Origin of the sequence: Streptomyces sp. JHA26, from assembly GCF_002005565.1 — a bacterium.
GTDB lineage: Bacteria > Actinomycetota > Actinomycetes > Streptomycetales > Streptomycetaceae > Streptomyces.
In genome coordinates this window covers 1-24,902 of record NZ_BDJC01000017.1, presented here as the reverse complement: position 1 = coordinate 24,902, position 24,902 = coordinate 1, and the positions used below count along the sequence as shown (strand labels likewise).

At 71.6% G+C, this 24,902-nt stretch carries 14 protein-coding genes and 1 tRNA gene; 3 read left to right on the top strand and 12 right to left on the bottom strand.

Annotation, left to right across the window (positions count from 1 at the left end; genetic code table 11):
• Positions 1-81 precede the first annotated feature (81 nt).
• Positions 82-4,986, top strand: a complete 4,905-nt coding sequence (locus JHAT_RS13255; protein ID WP_077798333.1) for an ATP-dependent helicase — start codon at positions 82-84, stop codon at positions 4,984-4,986.
• Positions 4,987-5,004: 18 nt separating this feature from the next.
• Positions 5,005-5,859, top strand: a complete 855-nt coding sequence (locus tag JHAT_RS13250) for an Fpg/Nei family DNA glycosylase (protein ID WP_077798332.1) — start codon at positions 5,005-5,007, stop codon at positions 5,857-5,859.
• Between the two features lie 69 nt (positions 5,860-5,928).
• Here JHAT_RS13250 and JHAT_RS35250 read toward each other — a convergent pair whose 3' ends face one another.
• The 10 genes from JHAT_RS35250 to JHAT_RS13200 all read right to left on the bottom strand — a co-directional run bounded on the left by JHAT_RS35250 (position 5,929) and on the right by JHAT_RS13200 (position 20,754).
• Positions 5,929-6,258 carry a hypothetical protein gene (locus JHAT_RS35250; RefSeq protein ID WP_077798331.1) on the bottom strand — a complete coding sequence of 110 codons (330 nt, stop codon included), beginning with the start codon at positions 6,256-6,258 and terminating at the stop codon, positions 5,929-5,931.
• Entirely contained in the window at positions 6,255-6,725 is a 471-nt protein-coding gene (locus JHAT_RS13240; RefSeq protein ID WP_077798400.1) for a Dps family protein, read from the bottom strand. Before JHAT_RS13240 ends, JHAT_RS35250 begins: the two co-directional genes overlap by 4 nt.
• A 182-nt stretch (positions 6,726-6,907) precedes the next feature.
• Complete coding sequence (locus JHAT_RS13235; protein WP_077798330.1) at positions 6,908-7,288, bottom strand: helix-turn-helix domain-containing protein; 381 nt, start codon at positions 7,286-7,288, stop codon at positions 6,908-6,910.
• Positions 7,289-7,397: 109 nt separating this feature from the next.
• Entirely contained in the window at positions 7,398-7,943 is a 546-nt protein-coding gene (locus JHAT_RS13230; RefSeq protein ID WP_077798329.1) for a CinA family protein, read from the bottom strand.
• The gene (gene pgsA, locus JHAT_RS13225; RefSeq protein WP_077798328.1) at positions 7,940-8,713 is read right to left on the bottom strand and encodes a CDP-diacylglycerol--glycerol-3-phosphate 3-phosphatidyltransferase; all 774 of its coding nucleotides are present in this window, start codon (positions 8,711-8,713) and stop codon (positions 7,940-7,942) included. The genes JHAT_RS13230 and pgsA overlap by 4 nt, the downstream gene beginning before the upstream one ends.
• Positions 8,710-10,179 carry a 30S ribosomal protein S12 methylthiotransferase RimO gene (rimO, locus tag JHAT_RS13220; RefSeq protein ID WP_077798327.1) on the bottom strand — a complete coding sequence of 490 codons (1,470 nt, stop codon included), beginning with the start codon at positions 10,177-10,179 and terminating at the stop codon, positions 8,710-8,712. Before rimO ends, pgsA begins: the two co-directional genes overlap by 4 nt.
• Positions 10,180-10,271: 92 nt before the next feature.
• Positions 10,272-11,123, bottom strand: coding sequence for a helix-turn-helix domain-containing protein (locus JHAT_RS13215; RefSeq protein WP_077798326.1), 852 nt, complete (start codon positions 11,121-11,123; stop codon positions 10,272-10,274).
• 262 nt (positions 11,124-11,385) lie between these two features.
• Positions 11,386-14,130 carry a DNA translocase FtsK gene (locus JHAT_RS13210; RefSeq protein WP_171990879.1) on the bottom strand — a complete coding sequence of 915 codons (2,745 nt, stop codon included), beginning with the start codon at positions 14,128-14,130 and terminating at the stop codon, positions 11,386-11,388.
• Between the two features lie 141 nt (positions 14,131-14,271).
• Positions 14,272-14,946 (bottom strand): two-component system response regulator, encoded by a 675-nt coding sequence (locus tag JHAT_RS13205; protein ID WP_077798325.1) that lies wholly within the window; start codon positions 14,944-14,946, stop codon positions 14,272-14,274.
• Between the two features lie 336 nt (positions 14,947-15,282).
• Positions 15,283-20,754, bottom strand: a complete 5,472-nt coding sequence (locus tag JHAT_RS13200) for a HAMP domain-containing protein (RefSeq protein ID WP_077798324.1) — start codon at positions 20,752-20,754, stop codon at positions 15,283-15,285.
• 391 nt (positions 20,755-21,145) lie between these two features.
• Here JHAT_RS13200 and JHAT_RS13190 point away from each other — a divergent pair, with 391 nt between their 5' ends.
• Complete coding sequence (locus JHAT_RS13190; protein WP_077798323.1) at positions 21,146-23,911, top strand: SpoIIE family protein phosphatase; 2,766 nt, start codon at positions 21,146-21,148, stop codon at positions 23,909-23,911.
• 62 nt (positions 23,912-23,973) lie between these two features.
• Here JHAT_RS13190 and JHAT_RS13185 read toward each other — a convergent pair.
• Together JHAT_RS13185 and JHAT_RS13180 are read right to left on the bottom strand one after the other, a co-directional pair.
• A tRNA-Thr gene (locus tag JHAT_RS13185) sits at positions 23,974-24,046 on the bottom strand.
• 78 nt (positions 24,047-24,124) lie between these two features.
• Entirely contained in the window at positions 24,125-24,787 is a 663-nt protein-coding gene (locus JHAT_RS13180; RefSeq protein ID WP_077798322.1) for a DegT/DnrJ/EryC1/StrS family aminotransferase, read from the bottom strand.
• Positions 24,788-24,902: the final 115 nt, after the last annotated feature.

Sequence of the window (24,902 nt, the reverse complement as noted above, 5' to 3'; positions counted from 1 at the left end):
CCGGCGTCACCGCCGTGCCCCGCCGGGCGGCCGTTCGCCCAGTTCGAGCCGGTTGTCAGTGCTCGGGTGCACGATGGATCCATGGTCAGCTCCGCACACCGAGCCCTGGACGGCTTCTCCCCCGCGACCCGCGGCTGGTTCACGGGGGCCTTCTCCGCGCCCACCGCGGCCCAGACGGGCGCGTGGCGGGCCATCTCGGAGGGCTCGGACGTGCTGGTGGTCGCGCCCACCGGGTCCGGCAAGACGCTGGCCGCCTTCCTCGCCGCCCTGGACCAGCTGGCCTCCACACCTCCGCCGGCCGATCCGAAGAAGCGCTGCCGGGTGCTCTACGTCTCCCCGCTCAAGGCCCTGGCCGTCGACGTCGAGCGGAACCTGCGCAGCCCGCTGACCGGCATCCGCCAGGAGGCCGTCCGGCTCGGTCTGCCCGAGCCGGAGGTGACGGTCGGCATCCGCTCGGGCGACACCCCGGCCGCCGAGCGCCGGGCCCTGGCCACCCGCCCGCCGGACATCCTGATCACGACCCCGGAGTCCCTGTTCCTGATGCTGACGTCGGCCACGCGCGACGCGCTGACCGGTGTGGAGACGGTGATCCTGGACGAGGTGCACGCGGTGGCGGGCACCAAGCGCGGCGCCCATCTCGCGCTCACCCTGGAGCGGCTGGACGAGCTGCTGCCGAAGCCGGCCCGCCGGATCGGTCTGTCGGCGACGGTCCGCCCGGTGGACGAGGTCGCCCGCTTCCTCGCCCCCCGCGGCAAGGTGGAGATCGTCCAGCCGGACTCGGGCAAGGAGTTCGACCTCTCCGTCGTCGTCCCGGTCGAGGACCTGGGGGAGCTCGGCGGCTCCCCGGCCGCCGACGGCGACGAGGGCGCCGAACGCCCGTCGATCTGGCCGCACGTCGAGGAGCGGATCACCGACCTCGTCCAGTCGCACCGCTCCACCATCGTCTTCGCCAACTCCCGCCGCCTGGCCGAGCGCCTGTGCAACAGGCTCAACGAGATCGCGTACGAGCGGGCGACCGGTGAGCCCCTGGACGAGCACCACTCCCCCGCCGAGCTCATGGGCGGCTCGGGAACGGCCCAGGGCGCCCCGCCCGTGATCGCCCGCGCCCACCACGGCTCGGTCTCCAAGGAACAGCGCGCCCTGGTCGAGGAGGACCTCAAGGCGGGCCGGCTGCCCGCCGTGGTCGCCACTTCCAGCCTGGAGCTGGGCATCGACATGGGCGCCGTCGACCTCGTGGTCCAGGTGGAGTCACCGCCCTCCGTCGCCTCCGGCCTCCAGCGCGTCGGCCGCGCGGGCCACCAGGTCGGCGCGGTCTCCACGGGCGTGGTCTTCCCCAAGTACCGCGGTGACCTGGTGCAGGCCGCCGTGGTCACCGAGCGGATGCGCAGTGGTGCCATCGAGGCCCTGAGGATCCCCGCCAATCCGCTGGACGTGCTGGCCCAGCAGCTGGTCGCGATGACCGCGCTGGACACCTGGCGGGTCGAGGACCTGCTCGCCACCGTCCGCCGTGCCGCTCCCTTCGCCTCCCTGCCCGAGTCGGCCTTCACGGCCGTCCTGGACATGCTCGCGGGCCGTTATCCGTCCGATGCCTTCGCCGAGCTGCGTCCGCGCGTGGTGTGGGACCGGGTCGCGGGGACCGTCACCGGCCGGCCGGGCGCCCAGCGCCTCGCCGTCACCTCCGGGGGGACGATCCCCGACCGCGGGCTCTTCGGCGTCTTCCTCGCCGGCGCCGATCCGAAGAAGGGCGGCGGCCGGGTCGGCGAGCTCGACGAGGAGATGGTGTACGAGTCCCGGGTCGGGGACGTCTTCACGCTCGGTACGAGCTCCTGGCGCATCGAGGACATCACGCGCGACCGGGTGCTGGTCTCCCCCGCCCCGGGCGTGCCGGGCCGGCTGCCGTTCTGGAAGGGCGACCAGCTGGGCCGCCCGCTGGAACTGGGCCGCGCGCTGGGCGCCTTCCTGCGCGAGGTCGGTGCCCTCGGCAAGGAGGACGCCCGGCTGCGCCTGATCACCGCGGGCCTGGACGCCTGGGCGGCGGACAACGTGCTGGCGTACCTCGACGAGCAGCGGGAGGCCTGCGGCCACGTGCCCGACGACCGCACCATCGTCGTGGAGCGCTTCCGGGACGAGCTGGGCGACTGGCGCGTCGTGGTCCACTCGCCCTTCGGTGCCCAGGTGCACGCCCCCTGGGCGCTCGCGCTCGGCGCCCGCCTGTCCGAGCGGTACGGCATGGACGCCCAGGTCATGCACGCCGACGACGGCATCGTGCTGCGCCTGCCGGACGCCGATCTGATGGGCCTGGACCTGCTCGACCAGGAGCCGTCGAGGCCCGGTCCGCAGTACGACGCCGAGCAGGCGCCCGTCGGCGCGGCCGACGTCGTCTTCGACAAGGGCGACGTCGACCGGATCGTCACCGACCAGGTGGGCGGGTCGGCCCTGTTCGCGTCCCGTTTCCGGGAGTGCGCCGCCCGCGCGCTGCTGCTGCCGCGCCGCAGTCCGGGCAAGCGCACCCCCCTGTGGCAGCAGCGCCAGCGCGCCGCGCAGTTGCTCGAGGTGGCGAGCGAGTACGGCTCGTTCCCGATCGTCCTGGAGGCGGTCCGCGAGTGCCTCCAGGACGTCTTCGACGTGCCCGGCCTGGTCGAGCTGATGGGCGACGTGGAGTCCCGCAAGGTGCGCCTGGTCGAGGTCACCACCCCGGAGCCGTCCCCGTTCGCGCGCTCCCTGCTGTTCGGATACGTCGCCCAGTTCCTGTACGAGGGCGACTCGCCGCTCGCCGAGCGCCGGGCCGCCGCCCTGTCGCTGGACTCGCGGCTGCTGGCCGAGCTGCTCGGCCAGGCGGAGCTGCGCGAGCTGCTCGACGCGGACGTGCTGACCGAGCTGGAGCGCGAGCTGCGGTGGCTCACGGAGGACCGGCGCGTCAAGGATCCCGAGGGCGTCGCCGACCTGCTGCGCGTGCTCGGACCGCTCACGGACGCCGAGCTGGCCGAGCGCGGCGCGGAGCCGCAGTGGGCGCCGGAGCTGGCCGCCGCCCGCCGCGCGATCAGGGTGCGCATCGCCGGCACCGACCACTGGGCGGCGATCGAGGACGCGGGCCGACTGCGCGACGCGTTGGGCACGGCGCTGCCCGTGGGCGTGCCCGAGGCCTTCACCGAACCGGTCAAGGACCCGCTCGGCGACCTGCTCGCCCGCCACGCCCGCACCCACGGGCCGTTCACGTCGACCACCGCCGCAGCCCGCTTCGGTCTGGGCGTCGCGGTGACCGAGGGCGCCCTGCAGCGGCTGGCGGCGGCCGGCCGGGTCGTGCAGGGCGAGTTCCATCCGGCCGGGATCGGTCAGGAGTGGTGCGACGCGACGGTACTGCGTCGCTTGCGCCGCCGTTCCCTGGCCGCGCTGCGGCACGAACTGGAACCGGTGCCGCCGGCCGCGCTCGGCCAGTTCCTGCCCCAGTGGCAGCACATCGGCAAGGGGCACGCGCTGCGCGGCGTCGACGGGCTGGTGCGGGCCGTCGAGCAGCTGCAGGGCGCGACCGTGCCCGCGTCCGCGCTGGAGAAGCTCGTCCTGCCGTCCCGGGTGGCGGACTACACGCCGGCGATGCTGGACGAGCTCACGGCCACCGGCGAGGTGGTGTGGGCGGGTGCGGGCTCCCTGCCCGGCAAGGACGGCTGGGTCTCGCTCTACCTGGCGGACGCGGCCCCGCTGCTCCTGCCGCCCGCGCACCCCCTGGAGACGACCGCTCTCCACCAGTCCGTCCTGGACAGCCTCTCCGGCGGTTACGGCCTGTTCTTCCGGCAGATCGCCGACCAGGTCCGCGCCACCACGCACCCGGACGTCACGGACCCCCAACTGGCCGACGCCCTGTGGGACCTGGCCTGGTCCGGACGGCTGACGAACGACACGCTGGCGCCCCTGCGCGCCCTGCTGGGCTCGGGCCGTACCGCGGGCGCCACCGCTCACCGTGCCAGACGCACGGTGCCGCGGGGACGCTACGGCTCGCTGACAGCTGCCTCCCGCACCACGTCCCGCACGGGCCCGCCGACGGTCGCGGGCCGGTGGTCGCTGCTCCCGGCCCGCGAGGCGGACACCACGGTGCGCGCCCACGCCCTGGCCCGTACGCTGCTGGACCGGCACGGCGTGGTGACCCGCGGCGCCGTCGCCGCCGAGGGCGTCGAGGGCGGCTTCTCGGCGGTGTACCGCATCCTGGCCGCTTTCGAGGAGAGCGGTCAGGCCCGGCGCGGCTATGTCGTGGAGGGGCTCGGCGCGGCACAGTTCGCCATGGAGGGGGCGGTGGACCGGTTGCGCGCGGTCGCCAACGCCCGCGAGCGCGGCGACGGTCCTCCCGGCCGGACGGACCTCGGCGACGGCGGCCCCGGGGGGCGCACCTCACCCGACGGCTCCGCGCCGGACGACTGGGCCCGTGCCCTCTCCCCCTTCGACGACTTCACGGCCGGCGGTCACCAGGACGCCGACGTCCCGGACGGTTCCGCCGGCGTCTTCGCACCCGTCCAGCCTCCCCCGTCCTCCCGGGGCGGCCACGGCTCACCCCGCGGCTCGTACGACGCCGGTTTCCCCGGCCGCGGCGCCCGGTCCGCCCCCGTTTCCCGGGCCGTCGTCCTGGCCGCCGCCGATCCGGCGAACGCCTACGGCGCGGCCCTGGGCTGGCCCGATCCCCCGGCCGGTGCCACGCACAAGCCGGGCCGCAAGGCGGGTTCCCTGGTGGTGCTGGTGGAGGGCGATCCGGTGCTGTACATGGAGCGCGGCGGCAAGACCCTGCTGCTGTGGCCCTCCGACCCGGACGGTCCACCGGGCGAGGACCCCGCCCTGCGCGCCGCCACGGAGGCCCTCGCCGCTGCCGCCCGCGCGGGTTCCCTCGGTACGGTCACGGTGGAACGCGTCAACGGCGCCGCGGCCCTGACGTCGCCCTTCGGCGCCCTCCTGGAGGAGGCGGGCTTCATCGCCACCCCGCGCGGCCTGCGCATCCGGGCGTGAGCCTGTCACCCTTGACCCATGCCCGAGGGAGACACGGTCTGGCAGGTCGCGCGGAGGCTGCACGGTGCACTGGCGGGCAGGACTCTGACCCGCAGCGACTTCCGCGTGCCCCGGTACGCGACGGTCGACCTCACCGGCCGTACCGTCCTGGACGTCACTCCGCGCGGCAAACACCTGCTCACCCGCGTCGAGGGCGGCCTGACGGTGCACTCGCACCTGAGGATGGACGGGGCCTGGAAGGTGTTCGCCGCCGGTCAGCGCTGGAGCGGCGGCCCGGCCCACCAGATCCGCGTCGTCCTCGCCACCGCCGACCACACGGCCGTCGGATACCGCCTGCCGGTGCTGGAGGTCCTGCGCACCGCCGACGAGCAGCGCGCCGTCGGCCATCTCGGCCCGGACCTGCTGGGCCCGGACTGGGACCCCGAGCAGGCCCTGGCCAACCTCCGTGAGGATCCGGCCCGCCCCCTCGGCGAGGCCCTGCTCGACCAGTGCAATCTCGCCGGGATCGGCAACGTCTACAAGTGCGAGCTGTGCTTCCTGCTCGGCGTCACCCCGTGGCTCCCGGTGGGCGAATTGCCCGCCGAGAGGGCCGTGAGACTGCCCGTGCTCGCCAAGAGGCTCCTGGAGGCCAACCGCGACCGTCCGGTCCGCCGCACGACGGGCCTGCGCGGACAGAACCTGTTCGTCTACGGCCGCGCGCCCCGCCCGTGCCTGCGCTGCGGCACGTCCGTCCGTCTCGCCGACCAGGGCGACGGCTCCCGCGAGCGCCCCACGTACTGGTGTCCGACCTGTCAGGCGGGCCCCGCCCCGCGACCAGGCGGCTTCACCGGTGCCAGGCGGCGCCGGGGAGCGGGCCCCCTTCCGGGCCGGTGACGGCCGTCGGTCCCGTCCTTCCGCCGGAAGGACGCCCACCGGCGCCGGTGCCCCGGGCGAGCAGGTGGGTCACGCGCTCCGCCCCGCCGTGTCGGACCCGTCGGTGTTGTCGCTCGTCAGCGCCCGACGGCCCGCTTCGCACGCCCCGCCCGGGCCGCGAGAAGGCCGGGGCCCCGGCAACGCCCGCAGGGCCCGGCGACACCACCTCGCCCCGACACCTCCCGCGGCCCGGCTCCGGGGCACGCAGTGAACCGGCAGCACGCTCAGCCCCCATCCGCCGGCCACGACCGCCCCCTCGACCGCACCGGCGCCGGGCACCATCACCAGACGCAGCGCCGCCCAGCACCACAGCGCGCCGAGCCCCAGAGCGGCCGCCCGGCGCACGGTCGCCGGTGTCATCCGTTTTCGGCTTGGAACATCCAATGCTGCTTCTCGAGGTCGGCGGTGATCTGGATGAAGATGTCCTGGCTCACGGGGTCCGGCTCCCCGGTCGCGGTGATCCGTTCCCGCATCCGGGTGATCACCGCGCCCAGCGCGTCCACGATCGTCCCCACCGCGGTGGTGTCGTCCACCCAGCCCTCGGGGGTCACGTCGATACCGCTGCCGACGGCCACCGTCGCGGCCCGCCCGTCCGGTGACACACCGAGCGCCGAGGCACGCTCGGCCACGGTGTCGGAGTGCGTGCGCGCGGTACCGACGACCTCGTCCAGCTGGAGGTGCACGGAGCGGAAACGCGGCCCGACGACGTTCCAGTGGATCTGCTTCGCGACCAGGGCCAGGTCCACCAGGTCGACGAGAGCGCCTTGCAGCGCCTCGGAAACGATCTTGAGGTTCGCGTCGGACAAAGGGCTTTTGACGACGTACATCCGCACCTCCGTCGGTTCTCCCCCGTCCATGTCCTTCCACGATGACCGCGGCGTCACGAACCGGCAAACGGGCGAACGGAACGCCGGCCGACACCCGCCCGGGCACGCAAAAACCCCGACCGCACCCCTCCGGTCTCCCGGAGAGGCCCTGGCCGGGGCCTCGGACGCCGACGCGCGGACACTCAGGCGGCGACGACGTCCACCGCTTCCGCAGGCGCCTTGATGGTCACCCGGTCCGGTGGCACACCGGCCACCGACACCGAACCCAGCATCGGACGAACCGGCGCGGGCACGGACTCGCTCGACGTGGCCGCGGCGGACTGGGCCAGCTCCGCGAGGGCGAGTTCGTCGCTCACTTCCCGCATGAGTTCGGACATCCGTACGTCCAGCGCGTCGCAGATGGCGGACAGCAGCTCGGAGGACGCCTCCTTCTGCCCCCGCTCCACCTCGGAGAGATAGCCGAGTGAGACTCGGGCGGACGAGGAGACTTCGCGCAGAGTACGGCCCTGGCGCTGGCGCTGCCGACGCAGCACGTCACCCAGCAGGCGACGGAGCAGAATCATCGGTGGCTCCCTCCTCGGACCGCGTAGCCGCATCCTTCTCGCCCCACCGTACCGCCTCGCGCCGCGGCCGTGCGGGGAGCGATGTCGTGTTCACTCAGGGCTGCAAACATCAAAACCCCCCGTTCCGTTCCGTATCCTGTGCCCGCTCGTTCCCGGTCTGTTCGCCCGCAAGCTCCCTCAGAAGGAGTGCCAGCACGCTCCGTACACTCTCCATACGAATTTCCGCGCGGTCGCCGTTCAACCGCAGCGCCTCCACTTTTCCGCCAGGGGCGGAACCGTCCCGTGGTGCGGAAGGTCCGTGCACAGCCACGTAGACCGTCCCGACCGGCTGCCCGTCCTGTGGATCGGGGCCCGCGACACCCGTCGTCGCGATGCCCCAGTCGGCTCCCAGCGCCTTGCGCACGCCGGCCGCCATCTCCGCCGCGACCTGCGGGTCCACCGCGCCTCGAGCCGTCAGCAGTTCGGCGTCGACGCCGAGCAGATCACGCTTCAGTTCCGTGGCGTAGGCGGTCACCGAGCCCCGGAAGACCTTCGACGCGCCCGGGACCTCCGTGATCCCGGCCGCCACCAGACCACCGGTCAGCGACTCGGCGATCGCGAGGGTCTCGCCCTTCACCGTGAGTAGTCGCACCACGTCGGCAGCCGTGGAACTCACCCTTCTGTCCCCTTCAACGCCGCCTTGCGCTCGGCGATTCCCCGCCGGCGCAGGACAATGGCCTGCTTCACATAGTCCAGTCCGGTCACCACGGTCAGGACGACCGCCGCCGCCATCACCCAGAACCGCAGGGTGGCCAGGGGCCCCGTCAGGGCCAGGACGTACATGCCGACGGCCACGCCCTGGGTGAGGGTCTTCAGCTTGCCGCCGCGGCTCGCGGGGATGACGCCGTACCGAATGACCAGGAAACGCAGCAGGGTGATCCCGAGTTCCCTGCCCAGGATGACGGCCGTGACCCACCACGGCAGGTCGCCCAGCGCGGAGAGGCAGATCAGCGCCGCTCCCATGATCGCCTTGTCGGCGATGGGGTCGGCGATCTTCCCGAAGTCCGTGACGAGGTTGTAGGTGCGGGCCAGATGGCCGTCGAAGATGTCGGTGAACATGGCGACGGCGAAGGCCGCCCAGGCGAAGGAGCGCCAGGCCGGGTCGTACCCGCCGTTGCCGAGCATCAGCACCACGAAGACCGGCACGAGGACCAGCCGGAACATCGTCAGCAGATTGGCGACGTTCCAGACGCTCGCCTGGTTGACGGCTGCGGCCGCGATCTTGCCGCCGCGCCCGCCGGCACCGCCCTCGGTCGCACCCCGTTCCACGGCGCCCCCCGACGTCTTGCGCTCGGTCGGTTCCTGCGCCGCGCCCGAGGCGCCGCGCGGGCCGGTCCTGCGCGCGCTGGAGGAGCCGCCCGCCGCGGACGCCGGGACTCCGGTCATCCGGCCGCCTCCTCACTCCACGCGGGCGAGCCCGGCAGCGGTTCGGCCACCAGGTCGACACCCTCCGTACCGACCACCTTCGCGTCGACCATACGACCGGCACTCAGACCTTCGCCGCCCGTGAGCAGCACCTGGCCGTCCGTCTCCGGCGCCTGGTGGGCCGCGCGCCCGTACACGCCGTCCTCGTCCACGGACTCCACGAGTACCCGCACGGTCGAGCCCACCCGCTCCTCGGCCCGCTGCGAGACGAGTTCCTCGGCCAGCCGGGACACCCGTGCCAGCCGCTCGGCGACGACGTCCTCGTCGACCTTGTTCTCGTACGTCGCCGCCTCGGTGCCCTCCTCGTCGGAGTAGCCGAAGACGCCGATGGCGTCCAGCCGGGCGTGGTTCAGGAACCGCTCCAGCTCGGCGAGGTCGGCCTCGGACTCGCCGGGGAAGCCGACGATGAAGTTGGACCGCACGCCCGCCTCGGGGGCCTTGCTCCGGATGGTGTCCAGGAGCTCGAGGAAGCGGTCGGTGTCGCCGAAGCGGCGCATCGCCCGCAGCACGTTCGGCGCGGAGTGCTGGAAGGACAGGTCGAAGTAGGGCATGACCTTCGGCGTCGAGGTCAGCACGTCGATCAGGCCGGGGCGCATCTCGGCCGGCTGGAGGTAGCTGACGCGCACCCGCTCGAGGCCGTCGACCTCGGCGAGCTCGGGCAGCAGGGACTCCAGCAGGCGGATGTCACCGAGGTCCTTGCCGTAGGAGGTGTTGTTCTCGGAGACCAGCATGATCTCCTTGACGCCCTGCTCGGCCAGCCACCGCGCTTCGTTCAGCACGTCGCTCGGGCGGCGCGAGATGAAGGAGCCGCGGAAGGACGGGATGGCGCAGAAGGAGCAGCGCCGGTCGCAGCCGGAGGCCAGCTTCACCGAGGCGACCGGGGAGCCGTCCAGGCGGCGGCGCAGGGGCGCGCGGGGCCCGGAGGCGGGGGCGACGCCCTCCGGGAGGTCGGCCGGGCCGTGCCCGGGCAGGGCGACGGCGGCGCCGGCCTCCTGGCGCTCGGCGGGGCTGATGGGCAGCAGCTTGCGCCGGTCGCGCGGGGTGTGCGCGGCGTGGACACCGCCGCTGAGGATGGTCTGCAGCCGGTCGGAGATGTCGGCGTAGTCGTCGAAGCCGAGGACGCCGTCGGCTTCGGGCAGGGCCTCGGCCAGCTCCTTGCCGTACCGCTCGGCCATGCAGCCCACGGCCACCACGGCCTGCGTCCTGCCGTGGCCCTTGAGGTCGTTGGCCTCCAGGAGGGCGTCGACGGAGTCCTTCTTGGCGGCCTCGACGAAGCCGCACGTGTTCACGACGGCGACGTCCGCTTCCTCGGCGTTCTCGACGAGCTTCCAGCCGTCCGCCTCCAGACGGCCTGCGAGCTCCTCCGAGTCCACCTCGTTACGGGCGCAGCCAAGGGTGACGAGTGCGACGGTACGGCTTTCAGGCATGGGCTCAAGACTACTTCGTCCCGCGGACGGCCCACGTCGACGGGGTTGGCCGATCTCGGCCAACCCCGTAGCGACTCGTCCCCTCGGTCCGCCTATCCGACCTGCGGGTCACCCTGCGTGTACGTCAGCCGCTCCACGGCACCCGGCTGGAAGTCGTCCTCGATCTTCTTGCCGTTGACGTACAGCTGGATGGCGCCGGCGTCGCCGAGGACGAGGTCGATCTTGTCGTCGTCCTGGAAGGTCTTGGAGTCGCCCTGCTCGAGGGTGCCGTCGAAGAGTCGCCTGCCGTTGTGGTCCTTGACGGAGATCCAGCTGCGACCCTCGGCGGCGCTGACCTTGACGGTCACCTTGTCCGCGGGCACGGCGGCGATGGCGCTCTCGCTCGGTTCCGGTTGGGGGGCGGTGGGCTTCTTGGGCTTGGCGCTCGGCGAGGCGGACGTACCGGACGACGGCTGGGCGCCCTCGGCGACGCTCGCCTCGTTGCCGCCGCTGTCGCCGCCCTTGACGAAGGTGAAGCCCACGAAACCGATCACCGCGACGATCGCGGCGACCATGGCGGCGGTCCAGTTGGGTCCGCGCCGCTCGGGACGGATGCGTTCCGCCTCGAACAGGGGCGCGGCGGGGGTCGGGGCCGGGCGTCCGCCGTGCTCGGCGTCGTACCGCGCGAGGAGCTCGGCCGGATCGAGCCCCACGGCCTTGGCCAGGGCCCTGATGTGACCGCGGGCGTAGACGTCGCCGCCGCACGGTGTGAAGTCGTCCGCCTCGATGGCGTGCACGATGGCGATGCGGACGCGGGTGGCGCTGCTGATGTCGTCGACGGTCATCCCGGCGGCGATGCGCGCCTGTTGCAGGGCACGGCCGACGGAGGGGCGGGTTTCCTCAGAAACCTCTTCGGACACGCCTTCGATCGGACGCTCGTCTTCAGGGGAGTTGCCGATGGACACGGGGGCGCCTTTCGAGCGGATGGCCGCCTGTGCTGGACGTTCAGTCTAGGGGGGGTACAAACGGGTGAGGCAACCGGACGGTGGGACTTGTACGCCATCGGTATGGGTTCGTGTCCCGATGGCGGAGTACCTCTTTGTCGCTTCCCTCAACTTGACGTAGGCCATGGGGAAACGGTTGCTCAATGATCCCTAACGGGTGAGTCACGATCGGCCGGCCGGCCGTCCCGATCCGCCACGCGAGGTGATCCGCGCGTACCGCTCCCTACCCCTCGGTCTCCCCCCGGATCACCGCGAGCACGCCGTCCAGCTCGTCGGCCTTCACCAGGACGTCACGGGCCTTCGAACCCTCGCTCGGTCCGACGATGCCCCGCGACTCCATCAGGTCCATCAGGCGTCCCGCCTTGGCGAAGCCGACGCGGAGCTTGCGCTGGAGCATGGACGTGGAGCCGAACTGGGTGGAGACGACCAGCTCGGCCGCCTGGCACAGCAGGTCGAGGTCGTCGCCGATGTCCTCGTCGATCTCCTTCTTCTGCTTGGTGCCGACGACGACGTCGTCCCGGAAGACGGGCGCCATCTGGTCCTTGCAGTGCTGGACGATGACCGCGACCTCCTCCTCGGTCACGAACGCGCCCTGCATGCGGGTCGGCTTGTTCGCGCCCATCGGCAGGAAGAGGCCGTCGCCCTTGCCGATCAGCTTCTCCGCGCCGGGCTGGTCGAGGATGACCCGCGAGTCCGCCAGCGAGGAGGTGGCGAAGGCCAGCCGGGAGGGGACGTTCGCCTTGATGAGACCGGTGACGACGTCCACCGACGGCCGCTGCGTGGCGAGCACGAGGTGGATGCCGGCCGCCCGGGCGAGCTGCGTGATCCGCACGATCGCGTCCTCGACGTCCCGCGGCGCCACCATCATCAGGTCGGCCAGCTCGTCCACGATCACCAGCAGGTACGGGTACGGCTGCAGCTCGCGCTCGCTGCCCTCGGGCGGCTTCACCTTGCCCTCGCGCACGGCGCGGTTGAAGTCGTCGATGTGCCGGTAGCCGTAGGCCGCGAGGTCGTCGTAGCGCAGGTCCATCTCGCGCACGACCCACTGGAGCGCCTCGGCGGCCCGCTTCGGGTTGGTGATGATCGGCGTGATCAGGTGCGGGATGCCCTCGTACGCCGTCAGCTCGACGCGCTTGGGGTCGACCAGGATCATCCGGACGTCCTCCGGGGTCGCCCGCATCATGATCGAGGTGATCAGGCAGTTGATGCAGGACGACTTGCCGGAGCCGGTGGCGCCGGCGACCAGCATGTGCGGCATCTTCGCCAGGGAGTGCATGACGTAGCCGCCCTCGACGTCCTTGCCGAAGGCGACCAGCATCGGGTCGTCGTCCTCGGCGGACTCCGCGAGCCGCAGCACGTCGCCGAGGTTGACCATCTCCCGGTCGGTGTTGGGGATCTCGATGCCGACCGCGGACTTGCCGGGGATCGGGCTGATGATCCGCACGTCGGGGCTGGCGACGGCGTACGCGATGTTCTTGGTCAGCGCGGTGATCCGCTCCACCTTCACGGCGGGCCCGAGCTCGACCTCGTACCGCGTGACCGTCGGGCCGCGGGTGAAGCCGGTGACGGCCGCGTCGACCTTGAACTCGGTGAAGACGGTGGTCAGCGAGTGGACGATCGCGTCGTTGGCCGCACTGCGCGACTTGCCGGGGCCACCGCGCGTGAGGAGGTCCAGGGACGGCAGGGCGTACGTGATGTCGCCGGAGAGCTGGAGTTGCTCGGCGCGCGGCGGAAGCTCCCGTTCCTGCGGGGGCGGGGTCTTGGTGAGGTCGGGCACCCCCGTGCCGGCCGGGTTCTTCCGGGGCTTCCCCGGCTGGGGCCGCGCGGCCGGGACCGGCGTGGGCGTCGGTGTCGTCGGCTCGTGCTCCCCCGTGCTCACGCCCTGGGTGAGGTCGGCGACCAGCGGGGACGGCGGCATCCCGTGCAGGACGGCGCCGTCGAGCGCGGCGGCGGCAGCGGCGGCGACGTCCACGGCGTCCATCGGCCGGCTCGCGTCGGGCTGCGGCACGGCGGAGCGGCGGGGCCGGCCGCGGCGCCGGTCGAGCGCCTCCTGCTCGGCGCCGTCGGGGCCGTACGGCTCCGCGGCGGGCGCGCCCCCGCGCCTGCGGGGCCGCGCGGGCAGCGCCTCGCGCCACTGTTCGTCGTACCGCTCGTCGTCGTCGGTGAACCCGTCCGCCTCCGGGTCGTGGACGAGTCCCAGCCGCACCCCGAGCAGCCGCAGCCGCTGCGGGATGGCGTTGACGGGTGTGGCCGTGACGACCAGCAGTCCGAAGACCGTGAGCAGTACGAGCAGCGGCACGGCGAGCACGTCGGTCATCGTGTACGACAGCGGGGTCGCGGCCCCCCAGCCGATCAGACCGCCGGCGTCCCTTATGGCCTGCATGCCGCCGCTGCGGGCCGGTGAGCCGCAGGCGATGTGCACCTGGCCGAGCACGCCGACGACGAGGGCCGACAGGCCGATCACGATCCGGCCGTTGGCCTCGGGTTTCTCCGGGTGCCGGATCAGACGCACGGCGATGGTGCCGAGCAGGATCGGCACGAGCAGGTCGAGTCGGCCGAAGGCTCCCGTCACCAGGATCTCGACGAGGTCGCCGACAGGGCCCTTCAGGTCGGCCCAGGTGCCGGCGGCGACGATCAGCGCCATGCCGAGCAGCAGGAGCCCGACTCCGTCCTTGCGGTGTGCCGGGTCGAGGTTCTTCGCGCCCTGGCCTATGCCGCGGAAGACGGCGCCGACGGCATGCGCGATGCCCAGCCAGAGGGCGCGTACGAGCCGGTAGACGCCGCTGGTCGGACTGGCCACCGGTGCGGGCGCGGGTTTCCTCGCCGCGGCCTTCCTGGCGGGCGCCTTCTTCGCCGGTGCCTTCTTCGCGGGTGCCTTTTTCGCGGCGGCCTTCCTCGCCGGAGCCTTCGCGGGAGCCGCCGCCTTCTTGGCGGGCTGCTTCTTGGCTGCGGAGGGACGTGAGGCCATGGGGGTGAGGTTACCGGTGGAGACGGCGGTCGACACGTGTGCCCACCGCTTCACCCGTTCGTGTCGTCCGCGCGCGCGTCCGGAACTGACGCGGTGGGTACGGACGCTGACGTGCCTTCACCGACCGTCCCACCGACCGCCTCAGTTCACCGCGGCCTGGCCTCCGGAGGAACCCGGTTCGAGGGCGTCCAGGGCCCGGCGCAGGCCCGTGAGCTTGCGCTCCAGATGGGCCGCCGTCGCCACCGCGGCCGCGTCGGCCGATTCGTCGCCCAACTGCTTGGAGAGCGCCTCGGCCTGCTCCTCGACGGCCGCCAGCCGCGCCGACAGCTCGGCGAGCAGCCCCGCCGGCTCCTTGGTCTCGGCTCCTGCGGACCTGCCGCCGCCCTCCAGTTGCAGGCGCAGCAGGGCCGCCTGCTCGCGCAACTGGCAGTTCTTCATGTAGAGCTCGACGAAGACGGAGACCTTCGCGCGCAGCACCCACGGGTCGAACGGCTTGGAGATGTAGTCCACCGCGCCGGCCGCGTACCCACGGAAGGTGTGGTGCGGACCGTGGTTGATCGCGGTGAGGAAGATGATCGGGATGTCCCGGGTCCGCTCCCGCCTCTTGATGTGCGCGGCGGTCTCGAAACCGTCCATGCCCGGCATCTGGACGTCCAGCAGAATGACTGCGAAGTCGTCCGTGAGTAGTGCTTTGAGCGCTTCCTCCCCGGACGATGCCCGCACCAGCGTCTGATCGAGCGCCGAGAGGATCGCCTCCAGCGCCAGCAGATTCTCCGGCCGGTCATCGACCAGGAGGATCTTGGCCTTCTGCACCATGGCCCGCCCTCCTCGCCCCGGCGTGGGGCCTCCCCTGTCCGCAGGACTTGGGACAGCGCCGGTGGGCGCCGCCCCAGGGGACGACTCCCTTGCGTCGCCCGTCCTTGTGCCGGTCATCGTAGCCGCACCCCGCCCGTCACCACACCCTGTCACCGCGATGTCACTGTGTACGTAGCAGAAACGCGGCGGGAGACCAGAAGGTTCCCCGAATCCCGTACTTCTACACGATGTCGAGCACACTGAGTCAGCAACTCCGTGTGAACCCCGAAGCCCCCGCCGCGCTCACGCCCACCACATGCGCACACCGCCCGGACGCGCACCGCCCGGACCCGCCGCTCACTCCTGGCGCATCCACTGCTCCATCACCGTCAGCAGATGGTCGGGGTCGACCGGCTTGGTGACGTAGTCGGAGGCTCCCGACTCGATCGCCTTCTCCCGGTCGCCCTTCATCGCCTTGGCGGTCAGCGCGATGATCGGGAGCCCGGCGAACTGGGGCATCCGACGGATCGCCGTGGTCGTCGCGTACCCGTCCATCTCGGGCATCATGATGTCCATCAGGACGACCGCGACGTCCTCGTGCTGCTCCAGGACCTCGATGCCCTCCCGGCCGTTCTCGGCGTACAGCACGGACAGGCCATGCTGCTCCAGGACGCTGGTGAGCGCGAAGACGTTGCGGATGTCGTCGTCGACGATCAGCACCTTCTCGCCGCCGAACCGGATGCTCCGGTGCGACTGCGGCGCCGTGCCCTGCTCGCCCGCCGGCCGCTGCTCCTGCCCGGCGGCCTGCTCACCGCTCTCCGGCACGGCCCTGCGGCGGCGCCGGAACAGCGAGGCGGCACCGTTCTGCGGGTCCTGGTAGGACGGCGGCTCGGTCGGCGCCTGCGGCAGCTCGGCCCGGTCGGCCGGGGCACCCGTGGTGGCCGGCAGCTCTCCCGCCTCGAGCGTCGGCATGGCCTGCTGGTAACCGTGCGGGGGCAGTTCGCTCGGGTGCAGCGGCAGGTAGAGGGTGAACGTCGAACCGCGGCCCGGCTCGCTCTGGGCGTGGATCTCACCGCCCAGCAGCTGCGCGATCTCCCGCGAGATGGACAGCCCGAGACCCGTGCCGCCGTACTTGCGGCTGGTGGTGCCGTCGGCCTGCTTGAACGCCTCGAAGATCACCCGCATCTTGCTGGCCGCGATCCCGATACCGGTGTCGCTCACGGAGAACGCGATCAGCTCCCCGTCCGGGTCGGTCATCGAACCGGCCTCCAGCAACTGCTCCCGGATGGCCTGCGGCACGTCGCCCCGAGCCGGCCGGATGACCAGCTCGACCGCTCCCGAGTCGGTGAACTTCACCGCGTTGGACAGCAGGTTGCGCAGCACCTGGAGCAACCGCTGCTCGTCGGTGTGCAGGGTGGCGGGCAGCTCCGGCGACACCCGCACCGACAGGTCGAGGCCCTTCTCCGCGGTCAGCGGCCGGAACGTGGCCTCCACGTAGTCCACGAGCTGGACCAGCGCGATGCGCGTCGGGGAGACGTCCATCTTGCCCGCCTCGACCTTCGACAGGTCGAGGATGTCGTTGATGAGCTGGAGCAGGTCGGACCCGGCCCCGTGGATCGTCTCGGCGAACTCGACCTGCTTCGGGGAGAGGTTCCCCTCGGCGTTGTCCGCGAGCAACTTGGCCAGGATCAGCAGCGAGTTGAGCGGCGTACGCAGCTCGTGCGACATGTTGGCCAGGAACTCGCTCTTGTAGCGCATGGAGACCGCGAGCTGCTCGGCCCGCTCCTCCAGGACCTGCCGGGCCTCCTCGATCTCGGTGTTCTTCACCTCGATGTCGCGGTTCTGCTGGGCCAGCAGCTCGGCCTTCTCCTCCAGTTCGGCGTTGGACGACTGCAGAGCCTTCTGCCGCTGCTCCAACTCCTCCGACCGTTCGCGCAGTTGCTCGGTCAGCTCCTGCGACTGCTTCAGCAGCACCTCCGTCTTGGTGTTGACGGAGATGGTGTTGACGCTCGTCGCGATCATCTCGGCGATCTGGTTGAGGAAGTCCTTCTGGATCTGCGTGAACGGGGTGAAGGACGCCAGCTCGATGACGCCGAGCACCTTCCCCTCGAACAGCACCGGCAGAACGATCACCTGCGCGGGCGGGGCTTCCCCGAGCCCGGAGGAGATCTTCAGGTAACCGCTCGGCGCGTTCTCCACCAGGATCGTGCGCTTCTCCTGGGCGGCCGTCCCGACCAGGGCCTCCCCCGGCCGGAAGGAGGTGGGCATCGACCCCATCGAGTAGCCGTACGAGCCGAGCATGCGCAGCTCGTACTCGTCGTCGTCGCCGGCGCCCGGCTCCTGGCCGTCGAGGAGCGGCATGGCGAGGAAGAACGCGCCGTGCTGCGCGGACACGACCGGGGTCAGCTCGCTCATGATCAGCGAGGCCACGTCCTGGAGGTCCCGGCGGCCCTGCATCAGCGCCGAGATGCGGGCGAGATTGCCCTTGAGCCAGTCCTGCTCCTTGTTGGCGATCGTGGTGTCGCGCAGGTTGGCGATCATCTTGTTGATGTAGTCCTGGAGCTCGGAGATCTCTCCCGAGGCGTCCACGTCGATCTTCAGGTTCAGGTCACCGCGGGTCACCGCGGTCGCCACGCGCGCGATGGCACGCACCTGCCGGGTCAAGTTCCCGGCCATCTCGTTCACGGACTCGGTCAGGTCCCGCCAGGTCCCGTCCACGTCCCGCACGCGCGCCTGCCCGCCGAGCTGGCCCTCCGTGCCCACCTCACGGGCCACGCGGGTCACCTCCTCGGCGAAGGAGGACAGCTGGTCGACCATGGTGTTGATCGTGGTCTTCAGCTCGAGGATCTCACCGCGCGCGTCGATGTCGATCTTCTTGGTCAGATCACCCTTGGCGATGGCGGTCGTGACCATGGCGATGTTGCGCACCTGACCGGTCAGGTTGGACGCCATCTGGTTCACCGACTCGGTGAGGTCCTTCCACGTACCGGAGACGCCCGGCACGTGCGCCTGACCGCCGAGGATGCCGTCCGTACCCACCTCACGGGCCACCTTGGTCACCTGGTCCGCGAACGAACTCAGCGTCTTCACCATGGTGTTGAAGGTCTCGGCGAGCTGCGCGACCTCACCGCGCGCCTCGATCGTCACCGTCCGCGTCAGGTCGCCGTTGGCGACGGCGGCGGCGACCTGGGAGATGTTCCTCACCTGGACGGTGAGGTTCTTCGCCATCAGGTTGACGTTGTCGCTGAGGTCCTTCCAGATGCCCACGACACCCGGCACGTGCGCCTGACCGCCGAGGATGCCCTCGGTACCCACCTCGCGCGCCACCCGGGTGACCTGCTCGGCGAAGGACGACAGCTGGTCCACCATCGTGTTGACGGTGGTGACGAGCTCGAGGATCTCGCCCTTGGCGTCGACGGTGATCTTCTTCGACAGGTCGCCCTTGGCCACGGCGGTGGTGACCTCGGCGATGTTGCGGACCTGCATGGTCAGGTTGTTGGCCATGCCGTTCACGGACTGCGTGAGGTCCTTCCAGGTGCCGGAGACGCCCTGCACCTCGGCCTGCCCGCCGAGGATGCCCTCGGTACCGACCTCCCGCGCGACGCGCGTGACCTCCTGGGCGAACGACGACAGCTGGTCCACCATCGTGTTCAGCGTGTTCTTCAGCTCCAGGATCTCCCCGCGCGCGTCCACGGTGATCTTCTGCGACAGATCACCGCGGGCCACCGCCGTCGCGACCTGCGCGATGTTGCGGACCTGCGCGGTGAGGTTGCCGGCCATGCCGTTCACCGAGTCGGTCAGGTCCCGCCACACACCGGCGACCCCGGGCACCTGCGCCTGACCGCCGAGGCGGCCCTCGGTACCCACCTCACGGGCCACGCGCGTGACCTGCTCGGCGAACGACGACAGCTGGTCCACCATCGTGTTGATGGTGTTCTTCAGCTCCAGGATCTCCCCGCGCGCGTCGACGTCGATCTTCTGGGACAGATCACCGCGGGCCACGGCCGTCGTCACCTGCGCGATGTTGCGCACCTGGGAGGTCAGGTTCCCCGCCATCGAGTTGACGGAGTCCGTCAGCTCCTTCCAGGTGCCCGACACTCCGTCCACCCGGGCCTGACCGCCGAGGCGGCCCTCCGTGCCCACGTCCCGCGCCATCCGGGTCACCTGGTCGGCGAAGCTGGAAAGCTGGTCCACCATCGTGTTGACGGTGTTCTTCAGCTGGAGCATCTCGCCGGAGACGTCCACGGTGACCTTCTGCGACAGGTCACCGTTGGCCACCGCCGTCGTCACCTGCGCGATGTTCCTCACCTGACCGGTGAGGTTGCGAAACGCCGTGTTGACGGAGTCGGTGAGGTCCTTCCACGTGCCCGCCGCACCCGGCACCTGCGCCTGGCCGCCCAGCTCCCCTTCGACACCGACCTCCCGGGCCACGCGGGTGACCTCGGCACCGAAGGAGGACAGCTGGTCCACCATCGTGTTGACGGTGTTCTTCAGCTCCAGCATCTCCCCGGCCACGTCGACCGTGACCTTCTGCGACAGGTCGCCGTTGGCCACCGCCGTCGTCACCGCGGCGATGTCGCGCACCTGCGTGGTCAGGTTCCGGAAGACGGTGTTGACGGAGTCGGTCAGGTCCTTCCAGATCCCCGCCGCACCCGGCACGTTCGCCTGGCCGCCGAGCTGCCCCTCGCCGCCGACCTCGTTGGCCACCCGGGTGACCTCGTCCGCGAAGATCCGCAGCGTCTCGGTCATCTGGTTGATCGTCTCGGCGAGCTGCGCGACCTCACCGCGCGCCGGCACGGTCACCTTCCGCGACAGGTCACCGTTGGCGACCGCGGTCGTCACCTCGGAGATCCCGCGCACCTGGGCCGTGAGGTTCCCGGCCATGGTGTTGACGGAGTCGGTGAGCTCCTTCCACACACCCGCCACCCCGGGCACCTGCGCCTGACCGCCCAGGGCGCCCTCGGTACCCACCTCCCGGGCGACGCGCGTCACCTCGGAGGAGAACGCGGAGAGCTGGTCCACCATCGTGTTGACGGTGTTCTTCAGCTCCAGCATCTCGCCGGCCACGTGCACCGTGACCTTCCGCGACAGATCTCCCTTGGCCACCGCCGTCGTCACCAGCGCGATGTCCCGCACCTGCGCGGTCAGCCGGTACGCCATCGTGTTGACGGAGTCCGTGAGGTCCTTCCACGAACCGGACATGCCGCGCACCTGGGCCTGACCGCCCAGCTTGCCCTCGGTACCGACCTCACTGGCCACCCGCGTGACCTCGTCCGTGAACGTCGACAACTGGTCGACCAGGTTGTTCACGGTCCGTCCGACCTTCAGGAACTCACCGCGCAGCGGATGCCCGGCGCCCTCCACGGTCTGCGTCCGCAGCTCCATGCGGGGCGACAGGTCACCGTCCGCCACCGCCGACAGCACCCGGCTGACCTCGGAGACGGGCCGTACCAGGTCGTCCACGAGCGCGTTGGAGTTGTCGATCGCGGTCGCCCAGGACCCTTCGCAGGCCCCCGTCTCCAGCCGCTCCGTGAGCTTCCCCTCACGTCCGACCATCCGGCGCACCCGCGCCAGCTCGCCCGTGAGGTGCAGATTGCGGTCGGCCACCTCGTTGAAGACCGCCGCGATCTCCGACATCACGCCGTCCCCGGACACCGTGAGCCGCTTGCGGAAGTTCCCCTCCCGCATGGCCACGAGGGCCGCGAGCAGCCGGTTCAGCGCCGCCGTGTCGACCGTCGTCGTCCCGCCTCGTGCCTTGCCCTGCCTACTCAGGGACTGTCCGCCCTTCGCGCGCGTCTTCGTGGCCCGCGTCGCTGCGCCAGACTCCACTGTGTCCCTCCCGCAGGGGTCGACCGTTACTGCTGTGCCCGGTGCACCCGCGGTGACCGGTTACTACCCTGTGCTTCCCGTACCGCCGCATGCCCCGGCCCGGCTCACCGAGCCGCTGCCAGGGCTGCTGCCCGTCGAGCCCGTTCGGCATTCGGCCCGCCGGGACGCACGCAAGAAGCCTGCCCAGTGTTTCACCCCGGCCGAACCAGGCCATAACAGTTCGGCAGCTTCGCACATCGTCCGCACACCCTCTGGGCGGAAACACTGCAGACCGGCATCCGCGGGGACGGCGAAGGTAAGTAACCTTGCATGCGGCTGTCCAGCCATGCCGGTTCTGTCCGGCCTGGGCGGTGGCACGAGACGAGCGGGCATCGGAGGGGCGGCCGGAGACATGACCACCGGACTGATCCCGGGGGAGCAGCCCCCGGATCCCGGACCGACGGGCGGCCTGCCGCAGCAGCGGCACGAGCCGGTCGGCCACGAGGCCGTACACGTGCACGTGGACGTGGAGAGAGGGTCGAGGAGTTCTGTGATCACCGCGCGCGCGGCCGCCAGTTTCGAGCCCGTCGGACGATCGGTGGCGAGCGCACGTTCCTTCGTCCGCGACACCCTCCAAGGCTGGGGCCACGCCGACATCGTCGACGACGCCGTGGTGCTCACCAGTGAACTGGTGACCAATGCCGTCGTGCACGCCGGTACCGCCGCCGACGTGGTGTGCCTGCGCAGTGACGACGGCGTACGCATCGAGGTGGCCGACCGCTACCCCGAGCGCGAGGTTCCGATCCAGGGCTCCGCCGTCACCATGGGCAGCCCCGACCGCGAGGGCGGACGCGGCCTCCAGCTCTGCGCGGCCCTCGCCGGTCACTGGGGCGTCGAGTACACGCCCACGCACAAGAACGTCTGGTTCCGGCTGGACCTGCCCGCACGCGCGGTGGGCACCCGCAGCGCGGGCCCGTCCCTCCCGGTCGAGCTGTTGCCGGTCGCCGACGGCCGCGTCCGCGTCGCCGTCGTCCAGATCGACCGCACCGGCGCCATCACCGCCTGGAACGAGGACGCCGAGGAACTCTTCGGCTACCCGGCCGAGCAGGTCACCGGCAAGCCGCTGGCCGACCTGGCCGCCTGGCCGCACACCCCGGGCACCGGCACGGGCATCGTCGAGGCGCTCCAGCTCTCCCGCTGGGAGGGCAGCTACGGCATAAGGGGCGCCGACGGCCGCGTCACCCCGGTCTACGCCTCCCACCTGCGCGTCCGTGACGCCGGCGGCGAGCCCTCCACCGTCTGCCTCCTCGTACGGGACCACGAACGTGCCGTGCTGCAGACACCGCTGCGCGTACCCTCCTCCGACTCCGGCGGCTCCTCCGAGGGCAAGAGCACCGACCCCTTCGAGGTGTTCATCGGCTCCCCCGCCCCGGACGACCTCGACGGCCTCCTGCAGCGCACGGTCGAACGCGCCCGCGACATGCTCGACGCCGACGCCGCCTTCCTGCTCCTCGCCACCGACGACGAGACGGAGCTGGAGGTCCGCGCCTCCACCGGCCTGCCCTCCGCCCGCCAGCGCTTCGCCCGCGTCCCCGTCGAGGCGGGCCCCGGCCGCTACGGCTCCGCGCGCATGCCCGCCGTCCACGACGACCTCACCGCGGTCCCCGGCGCCGTTCCCCTGCTGAACGGCACCGGCATGCGCTCCGTCGTCACCGTCCCCCTCAAGGTCGAGGGCCGCCTCACCGGCTCCCTCGGCGTCGCGGCCGAGGCCGCCGGCCGGTACTCCAACGAGGAGGCGTTGCGGCTCCAGTTCGCCGCCGACCGCATCGCCCTGGCCGTCGAGTCGGCGCGCCTCGGCGAGCTGGAACGGCTGCGCCGCGGCTCGCTCAGCTTCCTCGTCGAGGCCTCCGACCTCCTCGCCGGCACCCTGGACCGTGACCAGACCCTGGCGCTCATGGCCCAGATGACGGTCCCGACCCTGGCCACCTGGTGCGCCGTCTACACCATCGCCGACCAGTCCTCGGACCCGGACCTGTCGTACGTCCTGCACGAGGACGAGGAACTGATCGACGGCATCAAGTCCCTCCTCTCCAAGATCGCCCCGCCCGACCCGGTGCCCACCCCGGGCGCCCGTGTCTGGACGGCCCCCGCCGAGGTCGCCCACCAGGCGGCGCTGCGCAGTTCCATGCGCAGCCTCGGCCTGAGCGGCGGCTCCGCCCAGCAGGTCGGCTCCGGTATCGGCCCGACCCTGGCCACGGCCTCCGCCGTCGGCGGCGAGACCGTGGTCCTCCCCTTGGTCGCCCGCAACCGCGTCATCGGGATGCTGACCCTCGGCAAGCCCACCGACGAGCACTTCCGCCAGGAGATCCTGGAACTCGCCGAGGACCTGTCCCGCCGTGCCGCCCTGGCCCTGGACAACGCCCGCCTGTACTCGGAGCGCACGGCCATCAGCCAGTCCCTCCAGCGCAGCCTCCTGCCGCCGGAGCTCCCCCTGATCGACGGCGTCGAGGTCGAGGTCATCTACCGCGCGGCCGGCGAGGGCAACGAGGTCGGCGGCGACTTCTACGACCTGTTCCCCATCAGCGACGGCGCCTACGGTTTCGCCATCGGCGACGTCTGCGGCACGGGCCCGAACGCGGCGGCCGTCACGGGCCTGGCCCGGCACGCCCTGCGCCTGCTGGCGCGCGAGGGCCTGAGCGGCCCCGCGGTCCTGGAGCGCCTCAACTCCGCCATCCTCGACGAGGGCGCCCGCAGCCGCTTCCTCACCCTCCTCTACGGCGAGATGCGCCCGCAGGAGGACGGCAGCGCCGAGCTGAAGGTCGTCTGCGCCGGCCACCCGCTCCCGCTTCGCCTGCGCCAGGACGGGACGGTCGAGCCCGCCGCCGAGCCGCAGCCCCTCCTCGGCGTCATCGAGGACCTGGAGCTCTACGAGCAGACGGTCACCCTCGATCCGGGCGACGTCCTGCTCTGCGTCACGGACGGCGTCACGGAGCGCCGCGAGGGCACCCGCATGCTGGGGGACGACGGCCTCGCCGACGTCCTGACGACCTGCACGGGACTGACGGCGGGCGCGGTGGCGGCCCGCATCATGCGCGCGGTGGAGCGGTTCGCGTCGGACGCGCCGTCCGACGACATGGCGATCCTGGCGATGCGGGTGCCGGAGCCGCACGCGGACTGACACCGCACCGGATCAGGGCATGCGAAAGGCCCCGCCCGATGGGCGGGGCCTTTCTGCTGCGGAGCCCCCAAACGGAATCGAACCGTTGACCTTCTCCTTACCATGGAGACGCTCTACCGACTGAGCTATAGGGGCCTGTCGCCTTTTCGAGGTTTCCCTCGCGGCAACGGAATAGATCATACCCCGAACAGAGGGGTGCTCCCAACACGGCTTTCAGTGCGCGGGTTGCAGCAGTCCGCCCAGCGCATTGCACGCGGACACGATCCGCTGCATGTCCCGCTTCGTCAACGACGCCTCCACGGGCAGCGCGAGGGTCTCGTCGGCGGCCCGCTCCGTCTCCGGCAAGGACACGCACCGCCGGAAACCGGGCGTCCGGTGCACGGGCGTCTTCACCGGCACCCGGCAGTCGATCCCCCTCTCCCGCACGGCCCGGGCGAACGCGTCCCGGTCGGGCCGGCCGTTGCCCGGCACGCGCACCACGTACTGCTGATAGGTGTGCCCGTCGCCCCCTTGGGGGGTGCGCACGCCCTTCAACTTCCCGTCGAGATAAGCCGCCCGTTCCCTGCGCCGCGCTATCTCGTCGTACGACCCGTCGGTCTCCCCCTGCTCCAGGACGAGCAGCCCGTGCCGCTGCCCGACTCCGTGCAGCCGGGCCATGTCCGCCGGCCGTCCGAAGCGGTGTACGGCGACGACGGCCGCGGTCCGGGGTGTCAGCGCCGCCTCCACGGCGGACGTGTCGAGGCAGTACGTCGCCGGATCTATGTCGGCGAACACCGGCAACGCGCCTACGAGGACCACGGATTCAGCGACCTCCGCGTTTCCGAAGGCGGGCACGACGACCTCGTCGCCGACACCCACACCGGCGGCCCTGAGCATGGCAGCAGTACTCATGTGGACGATGCTGGTTGCGCTACGTGAACGTCAAGTGACGGAAAACAAAAAAGGGTTGGACCCCGAACCGAAGTTCGGGGTCCAACCCTTTTGAATGATT

Coding starts and splice junctions, on each gene's coding strand:
- JHAT_RS13255 (WP_077798333.1), top strand. CDS start 82: ATGGTCAGCTCCGCACACCGAGCCCTGGACGGCTTCTCCCCCGCGACC.
- JHAT_RS13250 (WP_077798332.1), top strand. CDS start 5,005: ATGCCCGAGGGAGACACGGTCTGGCAGGTCGCGCGGAGGCTGCACGGT.
- JHAT_RS35250 (WP_077798331.1), bottom strand. CDS start 6,258: ATGACACCGGCGACCGTGCGCCGGGCGGCCGCTCTGGGGCTCGGCGCG.
- JHAT_RS13240 (WP_077798400.1), bottom strand. CDS start 6,725: ATGTACGTCGTCAAAAGCCCTTTGTCCGACGCGAACCTCAAGATCGTT.
- JHAT_RS13235 (WP_077798330.1), bottom strand. CDS start 7,288: ATGATTCTGCTCCGTCGCCTGCTGGGTGACGTGCTGCGTCGGCAGCGC.
- pgsA (WP_077798328.1), bottom strand. CDS start 8,713: ATGACCGGAGTCCCGGCGTCCGCGGCGGGCGGCTCCTCCAGCGCGCGC.
- rimO (WP_077798327.1), bottom strand. CDS start 10,179: ATGCCTGAAAGCCGTACCGTCGCACTCGTCACCCTTGGCTGCGCCCGT.
- JHAT_RS13210 (WP_171990879.1), bottom strand. CDS start 14,130: ATGGCCTCACGTCCCTCCGCAGCCAAGAAGCAGCCCGCCAAGAAGGCG.
- JHAT_RS13205 (WP_077798325.1), bottom strand. CDS start 14,946: ATGGTGCAGAAGGCCAAGATCCTCCTGGTCGATGACCGGCCGGAGAAT.
- JHAT_RS13190 (WP_077798323.1), top strand. CDS start 21,146: ATGACCACCGGACTGATCCCGGGGGAGCAGCCCCCGGATCCCGGACCG.
- JHAT_RS13180 (WP_077798322.1), bottom strand. CDS start 24,787: ATGCTCAGGGCCGCCGGTGTGGGTGTCGGCGACGAGGTCGTCGTGCCC.